Source organism: Nocardioides segetis, assembly GCF_051390595.1.
Classification (GTDB): domain Bacteria; phylum Actinomycetota; class Actinomycetes; order Propionibacteriales; family Nocardioidaceae; genus Nocardioides.
The window spans coordinates 169661-191327 of record NZ_JBNINR010000008.1 but is presented as its reverse complement, the minus strand read 5'-3'; the positions used below and the strand labels follow the sequence as shown (position 1 = coordinate 191327).

General features: G+C 72.8%; 15 protein-coding genes. 2 read left to right on the top strand and 13 right to left on the bottom strand.

Translation table 11 applies throughout. The features are described 5' to 3' along the window. Positions 1 to 412: 412 nt before the first annotated feature. Complete coding sequence (locus tag ACPZVR_RS16215) at positions 413 to 1039, bottom strand: DUF6318 family protein (RefSeq protein WP_436700641.1); 627 nt, start codon at positions 1037 to 1039, stop codon at positions 413 to 415. 202 nt (positions 1040 to 1241) lie between these two features. Between ACPZVR_RS16215 and ACPZVR_RS16210 the strand changes: the two genes are divergently transcribed. After that, complete coding sequence (locus ACPZVR_RS16210; protein ID WP_436700640.1) at positions 1242 to 2414, top strand: ATP-binding protein; 1173 nt, start codon at positions 1242 to 1244, stop codon at positions 2412 to 2414. A 12-nt stretch (positions 2415 to 2426) separates the two neighbouring features. Here ACPZVR_RS16210 and ACPZVR_RS16205 read toward each other — a convergent pair whose 3' ends face one another. The 7 genes from ACPZVR_RS16205 to ACPZVR_RS16175 all read right to left on the bottom strand — a co-directional run bounded on the left by ACPZVR_RS16205 (position 2427) and on the right by ACPZVR_RS16175 (position 15782). Then, on the bottom strand, positions 2427 to 9086 hold the full coding sequence (locus tag ACPZVR_RS16205) for a metallophosphoesterase (RefSeq protein ID WP_436700639.1): 6660 nt from the start codon (positions 9084 to 9086) through the stop codon (positions 2427 to 2429). Positions 9087 to 9307: 221 nt separating this feature from the next. Next, a complete protein-coding gene (locus ACPZVR_RS16200) occupies positions 9308 to 10288 on the bottom strand; it encodes a ribose-phosphate diphosphokinase (RefSeq protein WP_436700638.1) in 981 nt (326 codons plus the stop codon). Positions 10289 to 10322: 34 nt separating this feature from the next. Then, a complete protein-coding gene (gene glmU, locus ACPZVR_RS16195) occupies positions 10323 to 11801 on the bottom strand; it encodes a bifunctional UDP-N-acetylglucosamine diphosphorylase/glucosamine-1-phosphate N-acetyltransferase GlmU (protein WP_436700637.1) in 1479 nt (492 codons plus the stop codon). Between the two features lie 33 nt (positions 11802 to 11834). After that, positions 11835 to 12476 (bottom strand): LuxR C-terminal-related transcriptional regulator, encoded by a 642-nt coding sequence (locus ACPZVR_RS16190; RefSeq protein WP_436700645.1) that lies wholly within the window; start codon positions 12474 to 12476, stop codon positions 11835 to 11837. A 5-nt stretch (positions 12477 to 12481) separates the two neighbouring features. After that, positions 12482 to 13723, bottom strand: coding sequence for a sensor histidine kinase (locus tag ACPZVR_RS16185; protein ID WP_436700636.1), 1242 nt, complete (start codon positions 13721 to 13723; stop codon positions 12482 to 12484). Next, on the bottom strand, positions 13720 to 15045 hold the full coding sequence (locus ACPZVR_RS16180; protein WP_436700635.1) for an FtsX-like permease family protein: 1326 nt from the start codon (positions 15043 to 15045) through the stop codon (positions 13720 to 13722). The genes ACPZVR_RS16185 and ACPZVR_RS16180 overlap by 4 nt, the downstream gene beginning before the upstream one ends. Next, complete coding sequence (locus ACPZVR_RS16175) at positions 15042 to 15782, bottom strand: ABC transporter ATP-binding protein (RefSeq protein WP_436700634.1); 741 nt, start codon at positions 15780 to 15782, stop codon at positions 15042 to 15044. The genes ACPZVR_RS16180 and ACPZVR_RS16175 overlap by 4 nt, the downstream gene beginning before the upstream one ends. 225 nt (positions 15783 to 16007) lie before the next feature. On the opposite strand from ACPZVR_RS16175, the gene ACPZVR_RS16170 reads away from it, so the two are divergent. After that, the gene (locus ACPZVR_RS16170; protein ID WP_436700633.1) at positions 16008 to 16187 is read left to right on the top strand and encodes a DUF5999 family protein; all 180 of its coding nucleotides are present in this window, start codon (positions 16008 to 16010) and stop codon (positions 16185 to 16187) included. Between the two features lie 18 nt (positions 16188 to 16205). Here ACPZVR_RS16170 and ACPZVR_RS16165 read toward each other — a convergent pair whose 3' ends face one another. The 5 genes from ACPZVR_RS16165 to ACPZVR_RS16145 are packed head-to-tail and all read right to left on the bottom strand — an operon-like array spanning position 16206 to position 21640. Then, entirely contained in the window at positions 16206 to 17816 is a 1611-nt protein-coding gene (locus ACPZVR_RS16165; protein ID WP_436700632.1) for an AMP-binding protein, read from the bottom strand. A gap of 59 nt (positions 17817 to 17875) precedes the next feature. Continuing rightward, positions 17876 to 18721, bottom strand: coding sequence for an ABC transporter permease (locus tag ACPZVR_RS16160; RefSeq protein WP_436700631.1), 846 nt, complete (start codon positions 18719 to 18721; stop codon positions 17876 to 17878). Then, complete coding sequence (locus tag ACPZVR_RS16155) at positions 18721 to 19665, bottom strand: ABC transporter permease (RefSeq protein ID WP_436700630.1); 945 nt, start codon at positions 19663 to 19665, stop codon at positions 18721 to 18723. Before ACPZVR_RS16155 ends, ACPZVR_RS16160 begins: the two co-directional genes overlap by 1 nt. Next, positions 19662 to 20657: an ABC transporter ATP-binding protein gene (locus ACPZVR_RS16150; RefSeq protein ID WP_436700629.1), complete on the bottom strand. Its 996-nt coding sequence runs from the start codon at positions 20655 to 20657 to the stop codon at positions 19662 to 19664. The genes ACPZVR_RS16155 and ACPZVR_RS16150 overlap by 4 nt, the downstream gene beginning before the upstream one ends. After that, positions 20654 to 21640 carry an ABC transporter ATP-binding protein gene (locus ACPZVR_RS16145; RefSeq protein WP_436700628.1) on the bottom strand — a complete coding sequence of 329 codons (987 nt, stop codon included), beginning with the start codon at positions 21638 to 21640 and terminating at the stop codon, positions 20654 to 20656. The genes ACPZVR_RS16150 and ACPZVR_RS16145 overlap by 4 nt, the downstream gene beginning before the upstream one ends. Between the last annotated feature and the right edge of the window lie 27 nt (positions 21641 to 21667).

The window sequence follows — 21667 nt, the reverse complement described above, 5'->3', positions numbered from 1 at the left end:
GTGGTGTAGAAGTTCGTCTCGAAGTTCACCAACGTCAGCCCGTCCGGCGGCTGGATGCTCAACGTTCCCGCCGGAAGCGCCAACTCCGCGAACGCCCGCCGCACATCCTCAGCAGTGAGAACCGGCACCTCGGCCCCGTCGGCCGAGCAGAAGGAGTGGTCCACGAACTCGCCGACGACCTGTTCAGCTCCTTGGCAGGCGAAGCCTCCCGCTACCGGCTGAGCGGCTGACCCCGTCGCGGGGGATCCGGAGCTCGGCGGTGAGGAATCGTCTCCGTTTCGGGTGCTGTCGACCCAGAGTCCGTTATCGGAGACTCCGGCTTGTGTCGTGGGGTCGGGAACAGGGTCGGCACGAGATGCATCAGCAGGGCTCACCATCACCCATGCCACCGCAAGCCCGATGACGGCGAGCCTCATTGGGGATCCATGACTTCCATCTGCCAGGAATCGCCGAGCCACTGGGCCGCCACCGCCATCCGGGTGGAGCCAGCCGCCGACCGATGCTCGGAGCCATCACCTTGGACCAGCAACTGCTCCGTGTTGGCGACCGTCAGAAGCGCCTCGAAGGCCAGGAGGCTAGGGCTGCCCTTCAACTGGTTGACCTGTTCGAACACGACGCTGTAGTCACCGCCCTCGGCGCGTCCGCCGCTCTTGTACAGCGCTCTGACGCCTTGCACACCCTCATGGCATCCCGAACAGTTCGGCCCTGAGGCCACCTTCAGCGCCTTCACGTCACCGGTCACCTGCGCGTAGTTGATCAGCTCCCAGTAGTACGCGATGAACGCCCGCGCCCCCTCCTCACTGGCCTCCCGCGCCACCTCCGGGAGCTCCGGCTCCACCGGATCGACCGGATCGACCGGCTCACCGGAGCCGGACGACGACGGATCCATGGTCCCGGTCGGACTCCACGACGAGGTCGGATCACCCGGACCATCCGCGTCGGGATCGTCACCGGTGCAGGCGGCGGACAGCAGCAGGACGAGCACGGCCACGAGCAGGCCGAGCGCCGGCGGGCCGCCGGCGGTGCGGTGGATGCGCATGGGTCCTCCCGAGATGAGCAGCGCCCGGACCGGGGACGCCTCGCGACGCTATCCCGATCCGGGCACAGGGCGCCACCGACCGGCGCCCGGCTGTGGAGGAGCGGTCCCGACGCCCGGGAGACCGTCGTCGGCCGGTCCGCGGGTTGATACCGGCTTATACTTGCGCGAAGTATAAAGACGTATCACAGCACGGAGGCCGGTCATGGCGAGCAACCCCTACACGCCGGGTCAGGTGCCGCGGATCCTGGCCGGCCGGGCCGTGGAGATGCGGCGGATCGAGGGCCTGCTCGCCCGCGTCGCGACGTACGGCGAGCTCGGCGGCCCGCTGCTGGTGTTCCACGCGCCCCGCGGGATCGGCAAGACCTCGCTGCTGCGGGCCGGTCAGCGCCGCGCCGTGGAGTCCGGGTTCGTGACCGCCTGGGTGGCCTGCTCGCGCCAGCAGCCCGTCCTCGCCGAGATCGCGCACAGCATCGCGCGGGCACTGGAGCGGGCCGACGCCCTGCCCGGCGGTGCGGCCGGCAGCCGGTGGCGCGGCCAGCTGGAGAGGCTGACGGTGGAGGTCGGCCTGCCGGGAGCGAAGGTGCAGGCCGAGGTGGCGCGCAAGGAGGCGACCGCTCCCCCGCAGGCGGCCATCGGCGTGTTGGAGTCGCTCCTGCACGAGGCCGCCTCGGCGGTCCGCCAGCACGGCGGTGCCGGCCTGCTCCTGCTCCTCGACGAGCTCCACACGGCCTCCGCCGACGAGATGGCCGTGCTGCTCAACACCCTGCAGAACCTCGACGGGGAGCGCACCGAGAACCCCCTCGCCACGGTCGCCGCCGGGCTGCCCGTCACCCCCGAGGCGCTGACCCGGGCCGCGACCTTCGGCGAGCGCAGCAGCTTCGTGTCCCTCGACGTGCTCTCCGACGACGACGCCCGCGCGGCGCTGGTCGCGCCGGCCGAGGCCGAGGGCGTCGCCTGGTCCGATGCGGCGCTGGCCGCGATCGTGGCCGAGTCGCGCGGCTATCCCTACCTGATCCAGCTCCTCGGCAGCACCACCTGGGACGCCGCCGCGCCCGGCGCCGGCGACCGGCTCACGCTCACCGCCGTCAAGCGGGGCCTGCCGGTGGCCCGGGACCAGCTCGCCGCGATGCACCGGGCCCGCTGGGGCGCGGCGTCGCGCCTGGAGCAGCGCTTCCTGGCCGCGATGGCCGCCGCGGGCGACGGCAACGTCACCCGGGCGGCCATCGCCGCCGGCATGGAGGTCGACTCCCGCGCCATCAGCGTGCCGCGGGAGCGGCTGATCGAGAAGGGCGTCATCGAGCCGGTCGGCCACGGCCTCGTCCGGTTCACCCTGCCCGGCTTCGGCGCGTTCGTCCGCGGCCTCGACGAGGCCTGAGCCGCCGCCGGTTCAGCGGCGGACCTTGAGCCTGACGATCGTCCGCGCCTTCTCGACCTCGGCGTTCCCCGCGAAGACGACCTTCAGCCGCCGGGTGCCGACCCGCTGGAACGCCGGCAGGCGCAGCCGCACCACGCCGTTGCGGACGACGGCCCGCACGTTCTTGGCTCCGGGGATCTTGACCGTCACGGTGCCGTCGGCGGCGACACCGGCGGGGACGTCGACACGGACCCGGAGGACCGGTCGCGTCCGACGGACCTCGACCCGCTTCGGCTTCACCTTCAGCACCCGGACCGCCGCCGGCGCCTTGGTGACGCGCACCCGGACCGTGGTGGACGCCGCGGCATGGTCGCCGTCCCCGTCGTAGGCCACCCGCAGCTGGTGGGTGCCCACCGGCAGCGATCGCGCCGGGAGTACGACGTGCGCCGTACCGCCGGTGAGCTGTGCGGATCCCAGCGCGGTCGCGCCGGCGAGGACGCGCACCGTTCCGGTCGGGGTCCCCTCGGCGCCGGTGACGCGCACCGTCACGGTCGCGGTGCTGCCCACGCCGACCTCGATGTCGCCCGCGCTGACCGTCGCCGGGGCGGTCGGGTCGACGGGTGCGTCGGGGTCCAGCGGCGCGACGTAGCGGACGTCGCCCGCGGAGGACCCGGCGACCAGGCGGTAGGCGGCCGGCTCGTCCGGCAGCACCAGATCGAGGGTGGCGCGTCCCCCTGCGTCGAGGGTGCGCTGTCCCAGGTAGGCGACATCGGTGGTGGCCGGTGCGCTCTGGTCCGCGGTCGCGTCGAGCACCACGATGCCGACCTCGCCGTTCGCGGCCGCCGGGCCCAGGTCGAGCGCCAGCGTCACGAGACCGTCCGCGCCGGGGACCACGGTGTGACCGGGCGCGTCCGCCTCGGGCGCCGTCGCCGCCGCGCGGGTCGCGAAACCCGGCGCGGGACGGCCGAGAGCGGTGCCGTCGGGCGTCGCCGTCGGCTCCGGGACGCGGAGGACCGGGCGGCCGAGCTCGGCGTCCCACCGCCAGATCTGGGCGAGGTCGAAGCCGATCCCCGACCAGGTTGCCTCCTCGGCCAGCTCGGCGGCGGTGAGCGAGCCACCGTTGCGTGTCGTCGGTCCCACCTCGGTGCTGACCTGCACGGTCGGCACCAGGGTGTCGACGGCCCACAGCTCGGCGAGGGTCGCCGGCTCGGTGCCGGCGAACCGCGCGATGGCCCGGTGGGCGTTGGTGGTGGCCGTGACGGCCGGGCTGAGCACGACACCGTGCCGGACGACCGTCGCGGCATTGCGGGCGTAGCCGGTGAGGCCGCCCGCCGAGGCTGCCGCCGACCGGACCTCGCCGGTCGCGTAGACGCGCTCGGTCGTGCTCGGCGCGTCGGCGACGCCGATGATCCCGCCGGCGTACGCCGCGGCGGTCGTCGTGACGTTCGCGGTCGACCACGCGTCGCGGAGGGTGCCGAACGAGTCCCCGGCGATGCCACCGGCGTAGGACGGCGCGCTCACGGATCCGGACACCCCGACGCGCTCGACGGTGCCCCGCAGCGTGTCGACGAGGCCACCGGCCTTGTTGCTGGTCTTGGTGATCTCCACCTGCTCCAGCACGAGATCGGTCACGACGCCCGCCGTGTCGATCACCCCGAAGAGCCCGCCCTCGGTCGACCGGAGCCCGCGGATCTGGTGGCCGGCCCCGTCGAGCGTGCCGCGGAAGGTGGGCACCCGCACCGCGGTCCCGGCCAGGTCGAGGTCGGCGGCGAGGCGGAACCGCTCGTCCGGATGGGCCGCCAGGGCCCGCAGCTCCGCCGCGGTCGTGATCAGCCACGCGCCGTCCTCGTCCTGCCCCGCGGTCGGCCCCGGCCGCTCGGGCACCTCCTCGGTGGCGGTGCGCAGGACCGGACGGTCGCCGTTGGCGTCCCACGCCCAGGTCTGCTCGAAGTCGAAGCCGACCCGGTCGGCCCAGGTCGACTGCCGCGCCGCGTCGGCGGCGGTCACGGTGGCGCCGTTGAGCGTGGTCGGTCCGGTCGCGGTCGCCGACTGCACGCCGGCCACCACGAACTCGGCGGCGTAGAGGTCCGCCAGGCTCGCCGTCTGGCCGTTGGCCGAGCGGGCGACCACCCGCTGCGTCGTCGTCGTGCCGGTGACCGACGGGTTCAGCGCGAAGGCGCTGCGCACCACCGTCCCGCTGTTGCGGGCGTAGCCACTGATGCCGCCGCCCGAGGTGCCGGTCGCGGTGACCACGCCGGTCGCGTAGACCCGCTCGGTCAGGCTCGGCGAGTCGGCGACACCGACGATGCCGCCGGCGTAGTTGCCGCCGGACGTCCGCACGGTCGCGGTGGAGTACACGTCGCGGATGGTGCCGAAGGAGTCACCGGCCACGCCGGCGGCGTACTCCTTGGCGGTGACCTCGCCCGAGGTCCAGACCCGCTCCACGGTGCCGCGCAGCGTGTCGACCACCGCGCCCGCCCGGGCCGTCGGCTTGTCGATGCGCACGTCGACGATCCCCAGGTCGCGCACGGCCCCGTCCGCCCCGATCAGGGCGAACAGGCCGCCGGCCTGCGACGTCCAGTTGCGGATCTCGTGGCCGGCCCCGTCGAGGACGCCGTTGAACGGGCGACGGGTGGCGAGCTGCGGTACGTCGAGCCCGGCGAGGTCGAGATCGGCCGCGAGCCGGTAGCGCTCCTCCGGGAACGCGGTCACCTGGGCCAGTTGCGCCGGCTCGGCGATCAGGTAGGACCCGTCGTCGTCCTGCGGGAGGCTGGGCGCCACGGTCGCATCGTCGATCGGCTCGGGCGCACCGCGCAGCAGCGGACGCCTGGCCTTCGCATGCCACTCCCACACGCCCTCGAGGTCCCAGCCCAGCGCCGTGAACCAGTCCGGGGTCCGCAGCTCGGCGGCCGGGACGATCTCGCCCTTCCAGTTGTCGGCCGCGGGTGCGTCGGGGAGGCTCTCGCCGGTCACCGTGACGCCCGAGCTCGTGTAGTTGCGCGCCAGCTCGGCGATCTGCCCGTCGGCCACACGGCCGACGACGGCGTGCGCGAACGACGACGCCTGGACGACGTCGTTGAGGGACACCGACTGGGTGACGACGGTGTTCTCGTAGCCGTAGCTCACGACGCCACCGGCGTTGCGCGCCTGCGCCCGCACCGCGCCCGTCGACAGCAGTCGCTCGCTGATCGAGCCGCCGATCGCGATGGCGACCACGCCGCCGGCGTACAGCCCGGTCGTCGTCACGTCCGCGGTCGAGTACGAGTCGCGGATCGTGCCGTAGTGGTCGCCCACCACGCCGCCGACCCGCGTCGAGCCCGTGATCGACCCCGCCGTGCGGACCCGCTCGATGAGGCCGTGGTTGACGTCGGCCACCAGGCCGACGGTGCCGCGGTCGGTCTCCACGTCGCCCACGACCGAGAGGTCGCGGATCGTGCCGGCGTTGTCGGCGAACAGCCCCACGCCCTGCGTGTCGGGCGTCGTGAAGCCGGTGATCGTGTGCCCGGCGCCGTCGAGGACGCCGGTGAACGAGACCAGTCGGTCGACCTGCGAGTGGGTCTCGCCGGTGAGGTCGAGGTCGGTGGTCAGGCGGTAGTGCCCGGACGGGTCGTTGGCGATCTTCGCCAGGTCGGCGCCGGACGTGATCAGGTAGGGGTCCGCTGCGGTGCCCTCGCCCTCGATGCCCTCACGGGCCACGATCGGCGCCGTCATGGGACGGGCTCCCGCCAGGCTGTCCCAGGCGTACACCTCGACGGTGTCGCTCGGGTTCACCGGCAGCGGGGTGCTGAAGGTGGCGAACTGCTCCGAGCCCTGGTGATCGAGCGCCACGTCAACGGTGCGGAGGTCGCGCAGCTCCCGCCCGGTGCTGTCGTAGGTCGCGGCGACGAGGGTCGTCGACGCCGGCGTCCCCTCGGTGCTGATCACGCCGATGCCCTCGAGCTTGCGGTCGACCACGTCCGTGGACGTGATCCGCCAGTGCCCGGTCGGCTTCGTGACGGTGTAGCGGTCGATCTCGCGGCCGTCCACGGCGTACGTCGTCAGCTCCAGCCCGGCGTCGGTGACCTCGAGCACCGTGCCCATCTGGGTGTTCTCGTCGACGACGACGTCGTCCCACCAGTGCACGACGTTGTCGTAGAACTTGGGGCCCGCCGAGCCGAGCGTGACGAAGGTCGTGCCGAGCGCCTCCTCCTCGGCGTCGGCCGCGAGGCGACCGTCGTAGATCGTGGAGCGCTTGTAGATGTGGTCGTGGCCGCCGATGTAGAGATCGACGCCGAGCTTCTCGAACGCGGCGGTGAGCTTCGGCCGGTCGGCGGCGAGCGGGCCGTCGTTGCCGTGCGAGCCGCCGTAGTAGGAGTAGTGACCCGTGACGACGTTCCACGTGCGGTCCGAGGCCCGGATGTCCTTGGCGAGCCAGTCGATCTGCTTGTCCATGTCGTGCACGGAGTTGAGCACGGCGATGTGTACGTCGCCGCGGTCGAAGGAGTAGTTCGACTCGCCGATGGCGCCGTTCTTCGGGGTGTCGAACATGTTGCCGAAGATCGCGGTGCGCTCCTCGGAGTGCGCGTTGTAGTCGAGGTCCCCGTAGGTCTCGTGGTTGCCGGCGACCGGCGCGTACTGGACGTCGAGGCCGTCGAAGACGTGGTCGAACACCTCGTCCCAGTACTGCCCGCGGCCGCCGTTGTCGACCAGGTCCCCGGTCTGCAGCAGCGTGCGGCCGCCCGGCGACTTCTCCTGGAGCGTGGACAGGACCTCGCGCAGCATCCCGAGGTCGCCGGCGTCGTGGCTGGTGGCCTGGAGGTCGCCGATGGCGTAGATCGGCTCGTTGCCGCCACCACCCGCGACGAACTCGCCCTGCACCTCGGTCCACGCGCCCGGCGCGGAGGGCGACGGAGCGGCGCCGTCCACCGTCACGCCGAACCGGTAGCGGTAGCGCTCACCGTCGGTCAGGCCGGTGAGGTCGAACTCGTGGCTGCGCAGCGTCTGCCCGGTGATGGAGTGCTGGTAGACCGGCTCGTCGTTGCCGATCGTGTTGACCTCGTACGGCCGGTCGTTGGTCGAGGTGAGCACCTCGGCGCTCGACCAGTCGTCGCTGCCGGCCGGGAGCACCTGCGCGTGGACCTTCGCGATGGAGCGGTCGGTGGACACCGCGATCCCGGCCCCACCCGCGTGCTCGGTCACGACGGCGGTGCTGCCGAAGTGCTGGAAGACGCCCGCGGGGTCGAGGGTGTCCTGGTCGACGACGATGCGCAGCAGCTCGGTGCCGATGTTGCCCTGCCCGTCCTCGGCCTTCACCACCACGAAGTGGTCGTCGTAGCCGCGCACACGGAACGCCCCGTCGGTGACGTCCACGACGCCGGACGCGTCGTACACCTCGTAGGTGACGGTCGGGTCGAGGCCCGAGTCGTCGGTGACGGTGACCTGCGGCAGCTCGATCGTCGCGCCGTACGCCGCGGTCGCGGGGAAGCCGCCGACGACGGCGATCTCGGGCGCGTAGTTGGCGCCGCGGGTCGTCTCGCCGATCCAGATCGGCGCGGAGACCGCGACGTGGCCGTCGGCCTGGGTGGCCCGCACGAAGTACCAGTCCCCCGCGGCCACGGTCTGCTCGTGCTCGAGGCTCAGCGTCCGACCGGTGATGCCCGGGAAGTCGTGGGCGACGGCTCCGCCGTTGGTGACCAGCTCGACCTTCGTGAAGGCGTCGCGCTCGTCGGGGTCCTCGAGCCGGATGTCGAAGCCCACCGTGGTGGTGTCGGCGGGCAGGATCGACCCCATCATCTCGTCGTTGCCGCCGAAGGCCAGCTCGAGGTTGCCGTCCTGGCTGCTGTAGGTGCTGCGGTCGCGCATGGCGGCGTACAGGCCCTCCAGGGAGTGCTCGTCCGCCCAGACGCCACTGATGGCCTGGTTGCCGCTGACCCAGGTGGCCGAGTGCTCGTCGCCGTTCCAGACCGGACCGAGGTGCCAGCCGGTGTCGAGCGCGGCGACGTACTCGTCGAGCTGCGCGGCGCTCTTCACCTCGATCAGCTCCATGGACTCGTCGACGGCCCGGTCGAGGCCGTTGAAGCCGAAGAAGCGTCCCTTGCCGGTGGCGCTGGGGTGGTTGAACTGCCCGATCGCGTCCGGGTCCTGCTTGATCCGGGCGAAGAAGGTGTACATGTCGTACTTCATGTCGCCCGTGCCGAAGGCGTTCGCGAAGCCGTCGACGCTGCCCTTCTCCGTGGCCCGGGCGGTCGCCTTCCAGTCGGCGTTGAAGACGTTGATGTGACCGGTGCCGTCGTACCAGGTGTTCTCGATCGACGGCACCGCGACGAGGTCGTCCTGCGCCTCGTTGAAGGCGAAGGCGTCCTCGTGCACCCTGCGCCACTCCTCGGAGTCGGCGTCGCGCCAGTCGTCGATGAAGTCGTCGCCGTTGCGCAGGTCCCACATGACGTCGTGCTCGGAGACGGTGAAGAAGTCGGCCTCGGTCTCGGCGTGCACGTGGTCGAACGCGTCGACCGGCATCTTCACGCCGTCACTGACCGAGGTGTGCGAGTGGAACTCGCCCGTGTAGAGGCTCTTCCCGAGGTACGTCGGCCGGTCGTCGCCGCGCGGGACCGCGGTGGCGCTCGCCGCCACCACCCCGAGCGTGCCGAGGAGCAGTGCCCCGGCCGTCGTACCCACCAGTCCCCGACGGGCCGCGCGGCCCCACCTGACGCTCATCGATCCTCCGTGGTTGCGTGAACCAGCGAAGACCATCGGACTCAGATGAACGAGGGGTCTCCAGGACCCGGCCGCAGGGTGTCCCGCAGTGGTCGAACTGAGCGCGTCCCGGGTCGCCCGGGGTCGCCACGATCACCCGCCGTTTGGGCACAAACCGCATGCTCGAACGGCTTTTTGCCGTGGTTTGGTCCCAAACCGCAGCAATTAGCTAACGCCGTTAACTACGCGTGGCCGTCGAACATCGAGGTCACCGAGCCGTCCTCGAAGACCTCACGGATGGCTCGCGCGACCAGCGGCGCGATCGAGAGGGTGGTGAGCTTGTCGAACTGCTTCTCCGACGGCACCGGCAGCGTGTTGGTGATGACGATCTCGGTCGCCGAGCAGTTCTTGAGCCGGTCGACGGCGGGGTCGGAGAGGATCGCGTGGGTGGCGGCGATGATCACGCCGGCCGCGCCGTCGGCCATGAGCGCCTCGGCGGCCTTCACGATGGTGCCGCCGGTGTCGATCATGTCGTCGGTGAGCACGCACATGCGGCCCTTGACGTCGCCGACGACGCGGTTGGCGACGACCTCGTTGGCGACGTCGGTGCGGCGGGTCTTGTGGATGAACGCCAGCGGCGCGCCGTCGAGGCGGGCGGACCAGCGCTCGGCGACCTTGATCCGGCCGGCGTCCGGGGAGACGACGGCGAGCGGCTGGTCGCCGTACTTGTCCTTGATGTAGTCGGTGAGGACCGGGAGCGCCATCAGGTGGTCGACCGGGCCGTCGAAGAAGCCCTGGAGCTGGTCGGCGTGCAGGTCGACGGTGATGATCCGGTCGGCGCCCGCGGTCTTGAACATGTCGGCCATCAGGCGGGCCGAGATCGGCTCACGACCGCGGTGCTTCTTGTCCTGGCGGCTGTAGCCCCAGAACGGCATGACCACGGTGATCCGCTTCGCGGAGGCCCGCTTGAGCGCGTCGACCATGATCAGGTGCTCCATGATCCACTCGTTGATCGGAGTGGTGTGGCTCTGGATCACGAACGCGTCGCAGCCGCGCACGGACTCCTCGTAGCGGACGTAGATCTCGCCGTTGGCGAACTCGTAGGCCGAGGTCGGGACCAGCTCCTGGTCGAGGATCCGGGCGACCTCGTCGGCCAGCTCGGGGTGTGCCCGTCCCGAGAAGACCATCAGGTTCTTCTCGGTCGTCCGCTTCAGACCGCTCACGTCTGTGACTCCCCCTGGTCGTCGCTGGTGGTACCTAGGATTCTGCCCGCTCGCCCGCGTCGTCCCCAAGTCCGGGTCCGTTTTCGGACTGTTCACCCGCGGCGGCTGCCGCCGCCTCCGCCTGCGCGGTGCCGGCGCGCCGCGAGGCGACCCAGCCCTCGAGGTTGCGCTGGGGCGAGGTGCTGACGGCGAGCGCGCCCGGCGGCACATTGCGCCGGACGACGGTCCCGCCCCCGGTCGAGGCGCCGTCGCCGATCGTGACCGGCGCGACGAAGGTGTTGTTGGACCCGGTCCGGGCGTGCCTGCCGACGGTCGTGCGGTGCTTGGCGACGCCGTCGTAGTTGGCGAAGATCGTGCCGGCGCCGATGTTGGTGCCCTCGCCGATCTCGGCGTCGCCGACGTAGGACAGGTGCGGGACCTTCGCGCCGGCGCCGAGCTGCGCGTTCTTGGTCTCGACGAAGGTGCCGATCTTGCCCTCCGCGCCCAGCAGCGTGCCCGGGCGGAGATAGGCGAACGGGCCGACCTGGGCACCGGCGCCGATGACGGCGAGTTGCCCGTGCGTGCGTACGACGCGGGCGCCGGTGCCGATCTCGCAGTCCTCGAGCGTCGTGTCGGGCCCGACGACCGCGTCCTCGGCGACGGTCGTGGTGCCGAGGAGCTGCGTGCCGGGGAGGATCGTGACGTCGGGCGCCAGCTCGACGTCGGCGTCGATCCAGGTGGTCGCCGGGTCCATGACGGTGACCCCCTCGCGCATCCACCTGCGGACGATGCGGCGGTTCAGCTCACGACCGAGGGCGGCGAGCTGCTCGCGGTCGTTGGCGCCCTCGGTCTGCAGGGCGTCCTCCACGGCATGGGCGGTGACGACGCGCCCGGCGGCGCGGGCCAGCCCGACGGCGTCGGTGAGGTAGTACTCCCCCTTGGCGTTGTCGTTGCCGATCCGGCCGACGGTCTCGGCGAGGAAGGCCGCGTCGAAGGCGAGGATGCCGGAGTTGATCTCGGTGATCGCCCGCTCGGCGTCGGAGGCGTCCTTCTCTTCGACGATCGCCTGGACCACACCGGCGTCGTCGCGGACGACCCGGCCGTAGCCCGACGGGTCGGCGACGATCCCGCTGAGGATGCTCACGGCGGCACCGGCGCGCTGGTGCGACGCGGTGAACGCGCGGAGGGTGGCGCCCTCGAGGAGCGGGGTGTCGCCGTACGCGACGAGGACCGTGCCCTCGCGCGGCGGCTCGGCGAGTGCCTCCAGCGCGACCCGGACGGCGTGGCCGGTGCCGAGCTGCTCGTCCTGGACGGCGAGCACCGCCTCCGGCCGCAGCTCGGCGACATGGGGGCCGACCAGCTCGCGCTGGTGCCCGACGACGGTGACCACACGCGCCGGCTCGAGCGCGCCGACGGCTGTCAGGACGTGGCCGATCATGCTGCGCCCGCCGATCCGGTGGAGGACCTTCGGCGTCTTCGACTTCATGCGGGTGCCGCCGCCGGCGGCGAGGACGATCACGGTCAGGTCGGTCACGTCGCCACCCTAGACGCCGCCGCGCGGCGCGGGTCAGCGCCCGTCGAGCCAGGCCAGGACCGCCAGCACGCGGCGGTTGTCGTCGGGCGCCTGGGGCAGGTCGAGCTTGGTGAAGATGTTGTTGATGTGCTTGCCGACCGCCTTCTCGGTGACGACCAGTCGCGCGGCGATCGCCGCATTGGACCGGCCCTCCGCCATGAGCGTCAGCACCTCCTGCTCACGCTCGGTGAGCCGGTCGAGGGGCCGGCTGCGGGCGCTGACCAGGGCGGCGACGACCTCCGGGTCGAGCACGGTGCCGCCGTCGGCGACCTGGCGCACGGCGGCGAGGAAGCCGTCGACGTCGGCGACCCGGTCCTTGAGGAGATAGCCGATCGCGCCCTCGCCACCCGCCAGCAGGTCGCGGGCGTAGAGCGGCTCGACCCACTGGCTGAGCACCAGCACGGGGAACGCGCGGCGCGTGGCCCGTGCCGTCGTCGCGGCCTCCAGGCCCTCCGTGGTGTGCGTCGGCGGGAGGCGGACGTCGACGACCGCGATGTCGACGTCCTCGCGCTCCAGCGCCCGGGCCAGGGAGGGCGCGTTGTCGACCGCCTCGACGACCTCCACGCCGCCGGACTCCAGGATCCGGGTCAGGCCCACGCGCAACAGCGCCTGGTCCTCGGCGAGCACCGCTCTCAGCGTCGTCAGACCGGCAGGCACGGCACCTCCATCCGGACCGTGGTCGGCCCTCCGGCGGGACTGTCGACGGCGAGGGTGCCGTCGAAGGCGGCGAGCCGGCGGGCGACGCCGGCGAGGCCCGATCCGGCCGGATCGGCGCCGCCCCGCCCGTCGTCCCCGACGACGAGGCGGAGCCGCTGCTCGGCGTACGACCCACGGACCCACGCCCGGCTCGCCGCGGCGTGCTTGACGGTGTTGGCCAGGCACTCGGCGACGGCGAAGTAGGCGGCCGACTCGACCGGCGGCGGGAGGCGCGGTACGTCGACCCGCACCGCCACCGGGACGGGCAGGGCCAGGGCGAGCGCCTCGATCCCGCCGGCCAGGCCGCGGTCGGCGAGGACCGGCGGATGGATGCCCCGGACCACGGAGCGCAGGTCGTCGAGTGCGTCCATCGTGGTCTCGCGGGCCTCGCGCAGCAGCGCAGCCGCGCCCTCCGGGTCGGTCTGCAGCAGCTTCTCGGCAAGCCCGACGCTCATCCCGACCGAGGCGATCCGGGCCTGGGCGCCGTCGTGGAGGTCCCGCTCGATGCGGCGCACCTCGGCGGCGGAGTGGTCGAGCGTCTCGGCGCGCGACTCCTCCACCCGCTCGACCCGCTCGGCGAGCTCCGCGACCCGGTCGTGCCCGAGGATCGCCCGCTCCGCGCGGGCCCGGGCGCGCACCAGGGGCTCGGTCGTGACCCACCAGGTCAGCAGCAGCGGGCCGCTGAGCACGATGAGCAGCACCCACGCCCAGTCGCCCGCCGTGAAGGCCAGGACCAGCCAGGTGATCGGCGTGGTCAGCAACGCGACCGGCAGCATCGAGAGCACGAAGCCGCCGGTCGCGGCGAAGCAGAGGAAGCCGAAGTCGCGCCACCGCGCGGGATCGCGGATCCAGTGCGCCGGGCGGACCAGTGCGGCCCCCCGCGCCGGAGCGTAGGACGCGTCGATCGACTCCCCCAGCAGCCGTCCGCTGAGCCGCCGGTGCACCGCGCTCAGCGCCGCCGTCGCCGGGACCACGCCGAGGGCCAGCACGAAGCCGGCCCCGACCAGCCCGAGCGGGATGCACAGCAGGGTGAGGATGGCGAGCACCAGGCCGGGGACGAAGGACACGGCGTACCCCGCGGACACCAGGCTCAGCCGCAGCCGCTCCCAGAGGCCGGCCTCGTCGACCGGCGTCACGGGCAGCGGTCGGATCGGGGCCAGCACGTCCATCGGGGCCAAGTCTGTCATCGCGCCACGCTCCGCACCGCGCCCCGCGCCGACCCGAGCGTCAGGGCGACCACGGCCGCCGCGACCACCGGCGCCAGCCACAGGCCGCCGTCGGGGATCACGCCCTCCTCGCGGGCGACGGCGAAGGGCACCACCGTCGTGAGCGCCGCGAGCGTCCCGAGCACCACGCCGACAGCGGCCACCACACCGGCCTCCGCGACGACCGACCCGCGCACCTGGCGCGGTGTCGCGCCGATCAGGCGCAGGCGCTGGAGCTCCTCGCGGCGGTGCGCGATCGTCGCGACGAACGCGTTGACGACCATGATCGCCGCGAACAGCGACATCATCCCCACGACCACGTTGTTGAGCAGGGTGATCGTGTCGCTGTCGGCGGTCCCGCCCGGCAGCGTGCGCTGGTCGATGTCGACGAGCAGCAGGGTGCCGACCGCGGCGGAGGTGAGCACGATGACCGGTGCGAGCACCCCGGCGAGCAGGTGGGCACGCCGCGCGGTGTTGTACGACGCCAGGTGGGCCGTCGCGGACGTCCCGGCCAGCAGCCGCACGGGGCGCGCTCCCCAGCGCAGCAGGACCGGTGCCAGCACGGCCAGCCCCACGCCCACCAGGATCGAGCTCGAGCCACTCGTCGACATCGCGGCGTAGGGGTCGTCGTCGTGGGCGGTGACCGTGACCGTGATGACGGCCATGGCGATGCCGTAGCCCACCAGCACCAGCGCGATCGCCACGCGCCACCAGCGCATCCGGCCCCGCTCCCCACCGCTCTCGCGGACCAGGACGCCCGCGGGCCCCCGGGTGGCGCGCCGGGCGGCGATCGTGGACGCCACGGCGGAGACCGCCAGGACCAGGAGCGCCGCGCCCGCCACCGAGACCGGGCCGGCGTCGTACTCCGTGCGGTCGGCGACGAGCCCGCCGGAGCGGATCAGGTCGAAGAGCAGCCGGCCCGTGACCGACGCGATCAGCGCCCCCAGGACGGCCGCGGCGACGGCGATCGCGCCGGTCTCCCGGGCGATCAGTCGCCGCGCCTGGCGGGGCGTGGCGCCGATGGTGCGCAGCAGCCCGATCTCCGTGGCCCGCTGGGTGGTCGTGATCCCGACCGTCGACGCGACGGAGAACAGCACGATCAGCGCACCCCAGCCGCCGACCACCGCGCCGAGGATGACGAGCGTCCCGTCGTCCGGAGCGGGCGCGCCGGACGAGGACTCGGCCAGGGTGGCGAACGAGCCGATCAGCAGGGTGCCGAGCAGGACCGCGAGGAAGGTGGCGATCGCCGCCCGCGGGCGGTGCCGCAGGCTGCGCAGGGCGAGCCCGTTCATGGCGGCGTTCATGCCGACACCAGCTCGTCGAGGTGGGCCATCTGGCCGGCGACCGCATCGGCCGTCGGGTGGGCCATCCGCCCCGCCACGCGGCCGTCGACGAGGAAGACCACCTCACCGGCGTACGACGCGGCGACGGGATCGTGGGTCACCATCACCACGGTCTGGCCGAGGTCGGCGACACTGCCACGCAGCACGCCGAGCACCTGACGGGCCGTGGCGGAGTCGAGGGCGCCGGTCGGCTCGTCGGCGAGGAGGACGTCGGGCTCCGTCAGCAGGGCCCGGGCGATCGCGACCCGCTGTTGCTGACCGCCCGAGAGGCTGCCGGGCAGGTGGTGCGCGCGGTCGGCGAGACCGACCCGGTCGAGCAGGTAGCGCACCCGCTCGCGATCGGCCCGCCGGCCGGCGAGCCGACTGGGGAGGGCGACGTTCTGGGCGGCGGAGAGGTAGGGCAGCAGGTGGAAGCCCTGGAAGACGAAGCCGATCCGCTCGCGGCGCAGCCGGGTCCGGCGCTCCTCGTCCCAGTCGGTCACGTCGGTGCCCCCGACGAGGATCCTGCCGCCGGTCGGTCGGTCCAGGCCGGCGGCGCAGGAGAGGAAGGTCGACTTGCCGGACCCGGAGGGTCCCATCACGGCGGTGAAGGTCCCTCGCCGGAAGGCGAGGTCGACGCCGGCGAGGGCGGTGACGGCGTTGTCGCCGACGCCGTAGGTGCGGGTGAGGTCCTGGACCTCGAGGGCGGTCTCTGACATGGCTGCTCCTGGGCTGTCCCGGGGTGTCTCCCGGGGGTGCGGGATCTGATGTCATCGACGCTAGGGACGGCGGCGGCCGGGCTCGATGGTCCTGGACCGCCGGTGCGCGGTGGGGTTTTCCCTACCCTGCAGTTTCGTCACAGTTCGGCGAAACCGCGTGCATCCGCTGCCGATCAGGCGTATCACCTGAGTTGAGAGAGTGAACGACCGAAAGGGAGCACGACGATGTGTGACCACTCACCCGAGTGCCCGGCCGCCGGGGACCCCGACTGCTGCACCGCCCACGTGACCGCCGACCACAGCGAGCAGGGCTGGTGCCGCCTCTGCAACGGCGTCATCCTGTTCGACGACGGCGCGTACCTCACGCCCGAGGGCCGGGCGATGTCCCTGCCCCGCTCGGCCTGACCCCGACGGGTCGTCGGGTCAGCGGGCCCGACCCGGCTCGCCGATGCGGTCCTTGCGGATCCGGATCCCGAGGTCCTCGCGGTCGATCGTGTCCGGCGTGATCCCGGCCGCCCGCAGGGCGTGCTTCTGGATCTTGCTGGTCGGGGTCTTCGGCAGCTCGTCGAGGACGCGGAAGTAGCGCGGCACCATGAAGTGCGCCATCCGGGGCCGGATGAACTCGACCAGCTCGGCGACGTCGATCGACCGCCCGGGAACCGGCGCGAGCACGGCCAGGACCTCGTCCTCGCCGTCGGGGCTCGGCGTCGCCACGATCGCCACCTCCGAGACGCTGGGGTGCGCGACGATCTCGTTCTCCACCTCGAACGACGAGATGTTCTCCCCCCGCCGCCGGATCGTGTCGCCCATCCGGTCGACGAAGTAGTACTCGCCGTCGACGCGGCGGAACGCGTCGCCGGTGTGGAACCAGCCGTTGCGCCAGGCCGCGGCCGTCGCCTCCGGGCGACCGAGGTACTCCGTCGCGATGGTCCACGGCTCGGCGCCGCGCACCATCAGCTCGCCGACCGTGCCGTCGGGCACCTCCAGGTCGTGCTCGTCGACGATCCGCACCTCCATCCCCGGGCGGACCCGGCCGGACGTGCCGTCCTGGGCCGGGTTCGGGTCGGAGATGATCGGGATGGACACCTCGGTCATGTTGTACATCGCAACGACCTCGACACCGAACCGCTCCGCGAAGGTCGCGGCGTCCGACAGCGGGATCATGAACACCCGCCGCAGCGAGTGCTCCCGGTCGGCGGCGGACGGCTGCTGCTTGCTCAGGTAGGTCGCCATCACGCCCAGCAGCGTGACGTGCGTCGGCTCGGTCGCGCGGACGAAGTCCCAGAAGTCCCCGGTCCTGAAGCCGGAGGTGAGCACGATGCTCCCGCCGAGCACCACCGCCGCGTTGACGCCGATCGTCCCGCCGGCGTGGAACAGCGGCAGGGTCACCAGGTACCGGTCGTCGGCGCCGAAGTCGCCGGCGAAGGCCGCCTCCGCACAGGCCGACAGCTGCGCGTAGGAGCACACGACGCCCTTCGAGGGCCCCGTCGTCCCCGAGGTCAGTACGACGGCGTACGGGTCCCACGGCATGACCTCCGGCCACGCGGCGGGCTCCGGCGGCGGGGCGCCGTCCAGGACCGCCGCGTCGTGCACCCGCAGCCCGTCGACCGCCGCGGGCCCGCCCACGACGACGACGTCGCGCAGGCCCGCACGGTCGACGGTCGCCAGCCGGTCGGCCAGGTCGGCGTGCACGACCGCGACCGACGCGCCCGACAGTGCGAGGGAGTGCTCCAGCAGGCCGCCGCGGTAGGCGGTGTTGAGCGGCACGAGCACGGCACCGAGCAGGTTGACGCCGAACCAGACCCGCAGCGCGTCGGGACCCGTGGGCAGCCACGAGACCACCCGGTCGCCCGGCGCGACGCCGAGGCCGCGCAGGGCGTGGGCCACCCGCTCGGCCTCGCGCAGCGTCTCGGCGTAGGTCCAGCGCCGGCCGTCCTCGAACACGACGAGGGTACGGTCCGGGTGCTGGCCCGCGCGGTTGCGCAGGGCCTGCGGCAGCACGGCCGCACTGCTGGTCAGCCAACTCGAGTTCATGGGTCTCCCGTCGTTCGGTGTCGATGATGCAGGTCGGATGGGCGACGCGCACGGCGCGGTCACCTGCGGCGCGGGTCGAGGAGCCGCTGGACCTCCTCGCCCACGATGTTGAGGGCGAAGACGGTCAGCGCGATCGCGGCGCCCGGCACGAAGATGCTCATCGGCGCGCGCTCGAGGAACGTGTAGGAGCGCGCCAGGATCGTGCCCCACGACGCCGTCGGCGGCTGGACGCCGAGTTGCAGGAAGCTCAGGCTGGCCTCCGCGATCAGGGCGAAGCCCATGAGCACGGCCAGCTGCGCGACGATCGGCTGGACGACATTCGGTACGACGTGCGGCAGGATCATCCGGCGCACGCCGCGGGCGCCGAACGATGACGCCGCCTCGATATAGGTCTGGCCGGCCACGGCCATCGTCTGGGCCCGGGTCAGCCGCACCACCACCGGCGTGAGCACGACGCCGACGGCGATCATGGCCGTGGTGATGTCGGGCCCCAGCATCGCGGTGATGCCGATGGCGAGAACGAGGGCGGGGAACGCCATCACCGTGTCGAGCAGCCGCATCAGGATCGCGTCCGGCCATCCGCCGACGTACCCGGCGAGGATGCCGAGCGGGAAGCCGACGACGAGCGCGATCCCGACGGCCAGCAGGGCCGCGAGGATCGAGACCCGGGTGCCGTGCAGCAGCCGGCTGAGGACGTCGCGGCCGAGGTCGTCGGTGCCCAGGGGATGCTCCGCGCTGGGGCCGAGGAGCACCGAGGTGAGGTCCTGGTGGTTCGGCGCGTGGGGCGCCAAGACGTCCGCCAGGACCACGACGACCGCGACCACGGCGAGGATGCCGTAGCTGAGCCAGATCACCGCCGACGTGCGCGGTGCGGTGCGGACGGGCTTGCTGAGCGTCGTCGACATCAGGAGATCCTCGGGTCCAGGAGACGGTAGGAGATGTCGACCACCAGGTTGGTGACCAGCACGATCACCGCGGCCAGCAGCACCACCGCCTGGATGACGACGTAGTCGCGCTGGTTCGTCGCCTCCACGACGAGGGACCCGATGCCCGACAGGCCGAAGACGGCCTCGACCACCACGGCGCCACCGACGAGGTGGGACACCTGGATCCCCAGGATCGTCGCCAGCGGAAGGCTCGAGTTCTTCAGGGCGTGCCGCCACACGATGGACCAGCGGGACAGGCCGGTCGCCCGCAGGGTCCGCACGTAGTCGGAGCCGAGGCTCTCGATCATCGCGGAGCGGACCTGCCGGCAGATCTCGGCCGAGCCGACCATGCCCAGGGCGAACGCGGGGAGGACGAGGGCACGCAGCGCGTTGCCGGGGTCGTCGGCGAAGTCCACGCCGCCCGGCCCGGGCAACCAGCCGAGCTGCAGGGCGAAGACGGCGATCAGCATCATGCCCAGCCAGAAGTTCGGGATCGCGATGCCCGCGGTCGCCGCGGTGGTGAACAGCCGGTCGACCCAGCTGCCGGGCCGCTGCGCGGCGGCGACGCCGCTGGGGATGCCGATGACGATCGCGACGAGCAGCGCGAAGAGGGTCAGCACCAGGGTCACCGGGAGCCGGTCGAGCACGATCTCGGTGACCGGCTGTCCGGTGCGGTACGACGTCCCGAGGTCGCCGGTGACGACGCCGCCGATCCAGTCGAGGTAGCGGGTCAGCACCGGCTGGTCGAGGCCCAGGTCGGCACGGATGGCCGCGAGCTTCTCGTCCGTCGCGTACTCGCCGGCCAGGGCCACCGCCTGGTCGCCGGGGATCAGCTGTTGCAGCAGGAAGGCGACCAGCGTGGCCAGCAGCAGGGTGGGCACGGTCCAGACCAGCCGGGACGCGACCGCGGAGGCGATCCTCATCGGGTACCACTCCTCGTCGCGTCGGCCGGGCGCGGGTCGTAGAGCTCCGCGACCCGCAGACAGGCCGACGTACCGCCCTCCGCGACGGGGAGGAGCACCGGCGTCTCCGCCGCGCAGGCGGCGGTGGCGTGCAGGCACCGGGGATGGAAGCGGCACCCGGAGGGTGGGGCGAGCGGGCTGGGCACGTCCCCGCGCAGGATGATCCGATCGCCGGCCCCCGGCGCGTGCACGTCGGGGCGTGCGGAGAGCAGGGCCTCGGTGTAGGGGTGGCGCGGCGCGTCCAGCAGGACGTCGGCCGCGGCCGTCTCCACCAGCCGGCCGAGGTACATCACGGCCACCCGGTCGGCGATGTGGCCGACCACGCCGAGGTCGTGGCTGATGAAGACGACGGTGAGGTCGTACTCGTCCTTCAGGTCGCCGAGCAGGTTGAGGATCTCCGCCTGCAGCGCCACGTCCAGCGCGGCGACGGACTCGTCGCACACGAGCATCCGCGGCCGGGTCACCAGGGCCCGGGCGATGTTGACCCGCTGCTTCTGACCGCCGCTGAGCTGGTGGGGATAGCGGTCGTGCAGGTGGGCGGGCAGCCCGACGTCCTCGAGCGCCGCCCGGACCAGGTCGTCGCGATCGGCCCGGGCGCCGCGGCCGAGGACGTCGAGCGGCTCGCGGACGCTCTGGTGCACCCGTCGGCGCGGGTCGAGCGCGCTGTGCGGGTCCTGGAACACCATCTGCACCTCGCCGGTGAAGTCGCGACGGCGCTGCCGCGACATCCGGGCCACCTCCTCGCCCTGCCAGGAGACCGAACCCGCGGCGGCGGGGACCAGGCCCAGCATGGCGCGTGCCAGGGTCGACTTGCCCGAGCCGCTCTCGCCGATCAGGCCGAGCGTCTGGCCCGCGACGATGTCCAGGCTCACCCCGTCGACGGCCGAGACGCTGCGTCGCCGCCCGACCGGGAAACGCACCGAGACGTCGTCGAGTCGCATCAGCACGTTCATGACCCGCTCCCTGCCAGCTGCAGCTCCTCGGCACGGGCGCACCGGACCTCCCGACCGCCGGTCACCGGGCGCAGTTCGGGGGTCGCACCGCACGCGGGCCGCGTGTGCGCGCAGCGCTCGGCGAAGACGCAGCCCTCGGCGGTCCGCCCCGGGGCCGGTACGGCGCCCGGGATGGTCGGCAGCCGACCGCCGCGGTGCCGGGGATCGGGCAGAGCGGCGAGCAGACCCGAGGTGTAGGGGTGGAGCGGCCGGGCGAGGACCTCCCCCACTGCGCCGGCCTCGATCACGCGGCCGGCGTACATGGTGATCATGCGATGGCACATCTGGGCGACGACACCGAGGTCGTGGGTCACGAACACCACCCCCATCCCCTCGTCGCGGGCCAGGCCCGAGATGAGCTCGAGCAACTGGGCCTGGATCGTCGCGTCCACCGCGGTCGTCGGCTCGTCCGCGATGAGGAGCCGGGGCGAGCAGGCCAGCGCCAGCGCGATCACGACGCGCTGCCGCATGCCGCCCGAGAGCTCGTGCGGGTAGGCCCGGAGCCGGGCCCGCGGGTCGGGGATCCCGACCTGGTCGAGCAGCTCGGCGGCGCGCGCGGTCGCCTGGCGCCGGTTCAGCCCTTGGCGGCGCCGGAGGGTCTCCCCCAGCTGGTGGCCGATCCGGAAGACGGGGTCCAGCGCCGTCATCGGCTCCTGGAAGACCATCGCCATCGGGACCTCCGCGTGGGGACGCAGGCGGCCCGACGCGTTCCACAGCGGCTCGCCCTCGAGTCGTGCCTCCCCCCGGACCCGTGCGGTGCGCGGGTCCAGGAGGCCCATGAGCGCCAGTGAGGTGACGGTCTTGCCGCTCCCACTCTCGCCGACCAGGCCGACGACCTCGCCCGGCGCGACGTCGAAGGAGACGCCGTGCAGCGCCTGGACCCGCGTTCCGTGCGCGCCGAAGAAGACGTCGAGACGATCGACGCTGAGCAACGCTCCACTCATGTCAGCACCTGCTTGTCGGTCTTGTCG

What these genes read in the sequence shown, in the direction of transcription:
- ACPZVR_RS16215 (WP_436700641.1), bottom strand. Translation starts at nt 1,039, where the DNA reads ATGCGCATCCACCGCACCGCCGGCGGCCCGCCGGCGCTCGGCCTGCTC.
- ACPZVR_RS16210 (WP_436700640.1), top strand. Translation starts at nt 1,242, where the DNA reads ATGGCGAGCAACCCCTACACGCCGGGTCAGGTGCCGCGGATCCTGGCC.
- ACPZVR_RS16205 (WP_436700639.1), bottom strand. Translation starts at nt 9,086, where the DNA reads ATGAGCGTCAGGTGGGGCCGCGCGGCCCGTCGGGGACTGGTGGGTACG.
- ACPZVR_RS16185 (WP_436700636.1), bottom strand. Translation starts at nt 13,723, where the DNA reads ATGACAGACTTGGCCCCGATGGACGTGCTGGCCCCGATCCGACCGCTG.
- ACPZVR_RS16180 (WP_436700635.1), bottom strand. Translation starts at nt 15,045, where the DNA reads ATGAACGCCGCCATGAACGGGCTCGCCCTGCGCAGCCTGCGGCACCGC.
- ACPZVR_RS16175 (WP_436700634.1), bottom strand. Translation starts at nt 15,782, where the DNA reads ATGTCAGAGACCGCCCTCGAGGTCCAGGACCTCACCCGCACCTACGGC.
- ACPZVR_RS16170 (WP_436700633.1), top strand. Translation starts at nt 16,008, where the DNA reads ATGTGTGACCACTCACCCGAGTGCCCGGCCGCCGGGGACCCCGACTGC.
- ACPZVR_RS16165 (WP_436700632.1), bottom strand. Translation starts at nt 17,816, where the DNA reads ATGAACTCGAGTTGGCTGACCAGCAGTGCGGCCGTGCTGCCGCAGGCC.
- ACPZVR_RS16160 (WP_436700631.1), bottom strand. Translation starts at nt 18,721, where the DNA reads ATGTCGACGACGCTCAGCAAGCCCGTCCGCACCGCACCGCGCACGTCG.
- ACPZVR_RS16155 (WP_436700630.1), bottom strand. Translation starts at nt 19,665, where the DNA reads ATGAGGATCGCCTCCGCGGTCGCGTCCCGGCTGGTCTGGACCGTGCCC.
- ACPZVR_RS16150 (WP_436700629.1), bottom strand. Translation starts at nt 20,657, where the DNA reads ATGAACGTGCTGATGCGACTCGACGACGTCTCGGTGCGTTTCCCGGTC.
- ACPZVR_RS16145 (WP_436700628.1), bottom strand. Translation starts at nt 21,640, where the DNA reads ATGAGTGGAGCGTTGCTCAGCGTCGATCGTCTCGACGTCTTCTTCGGC.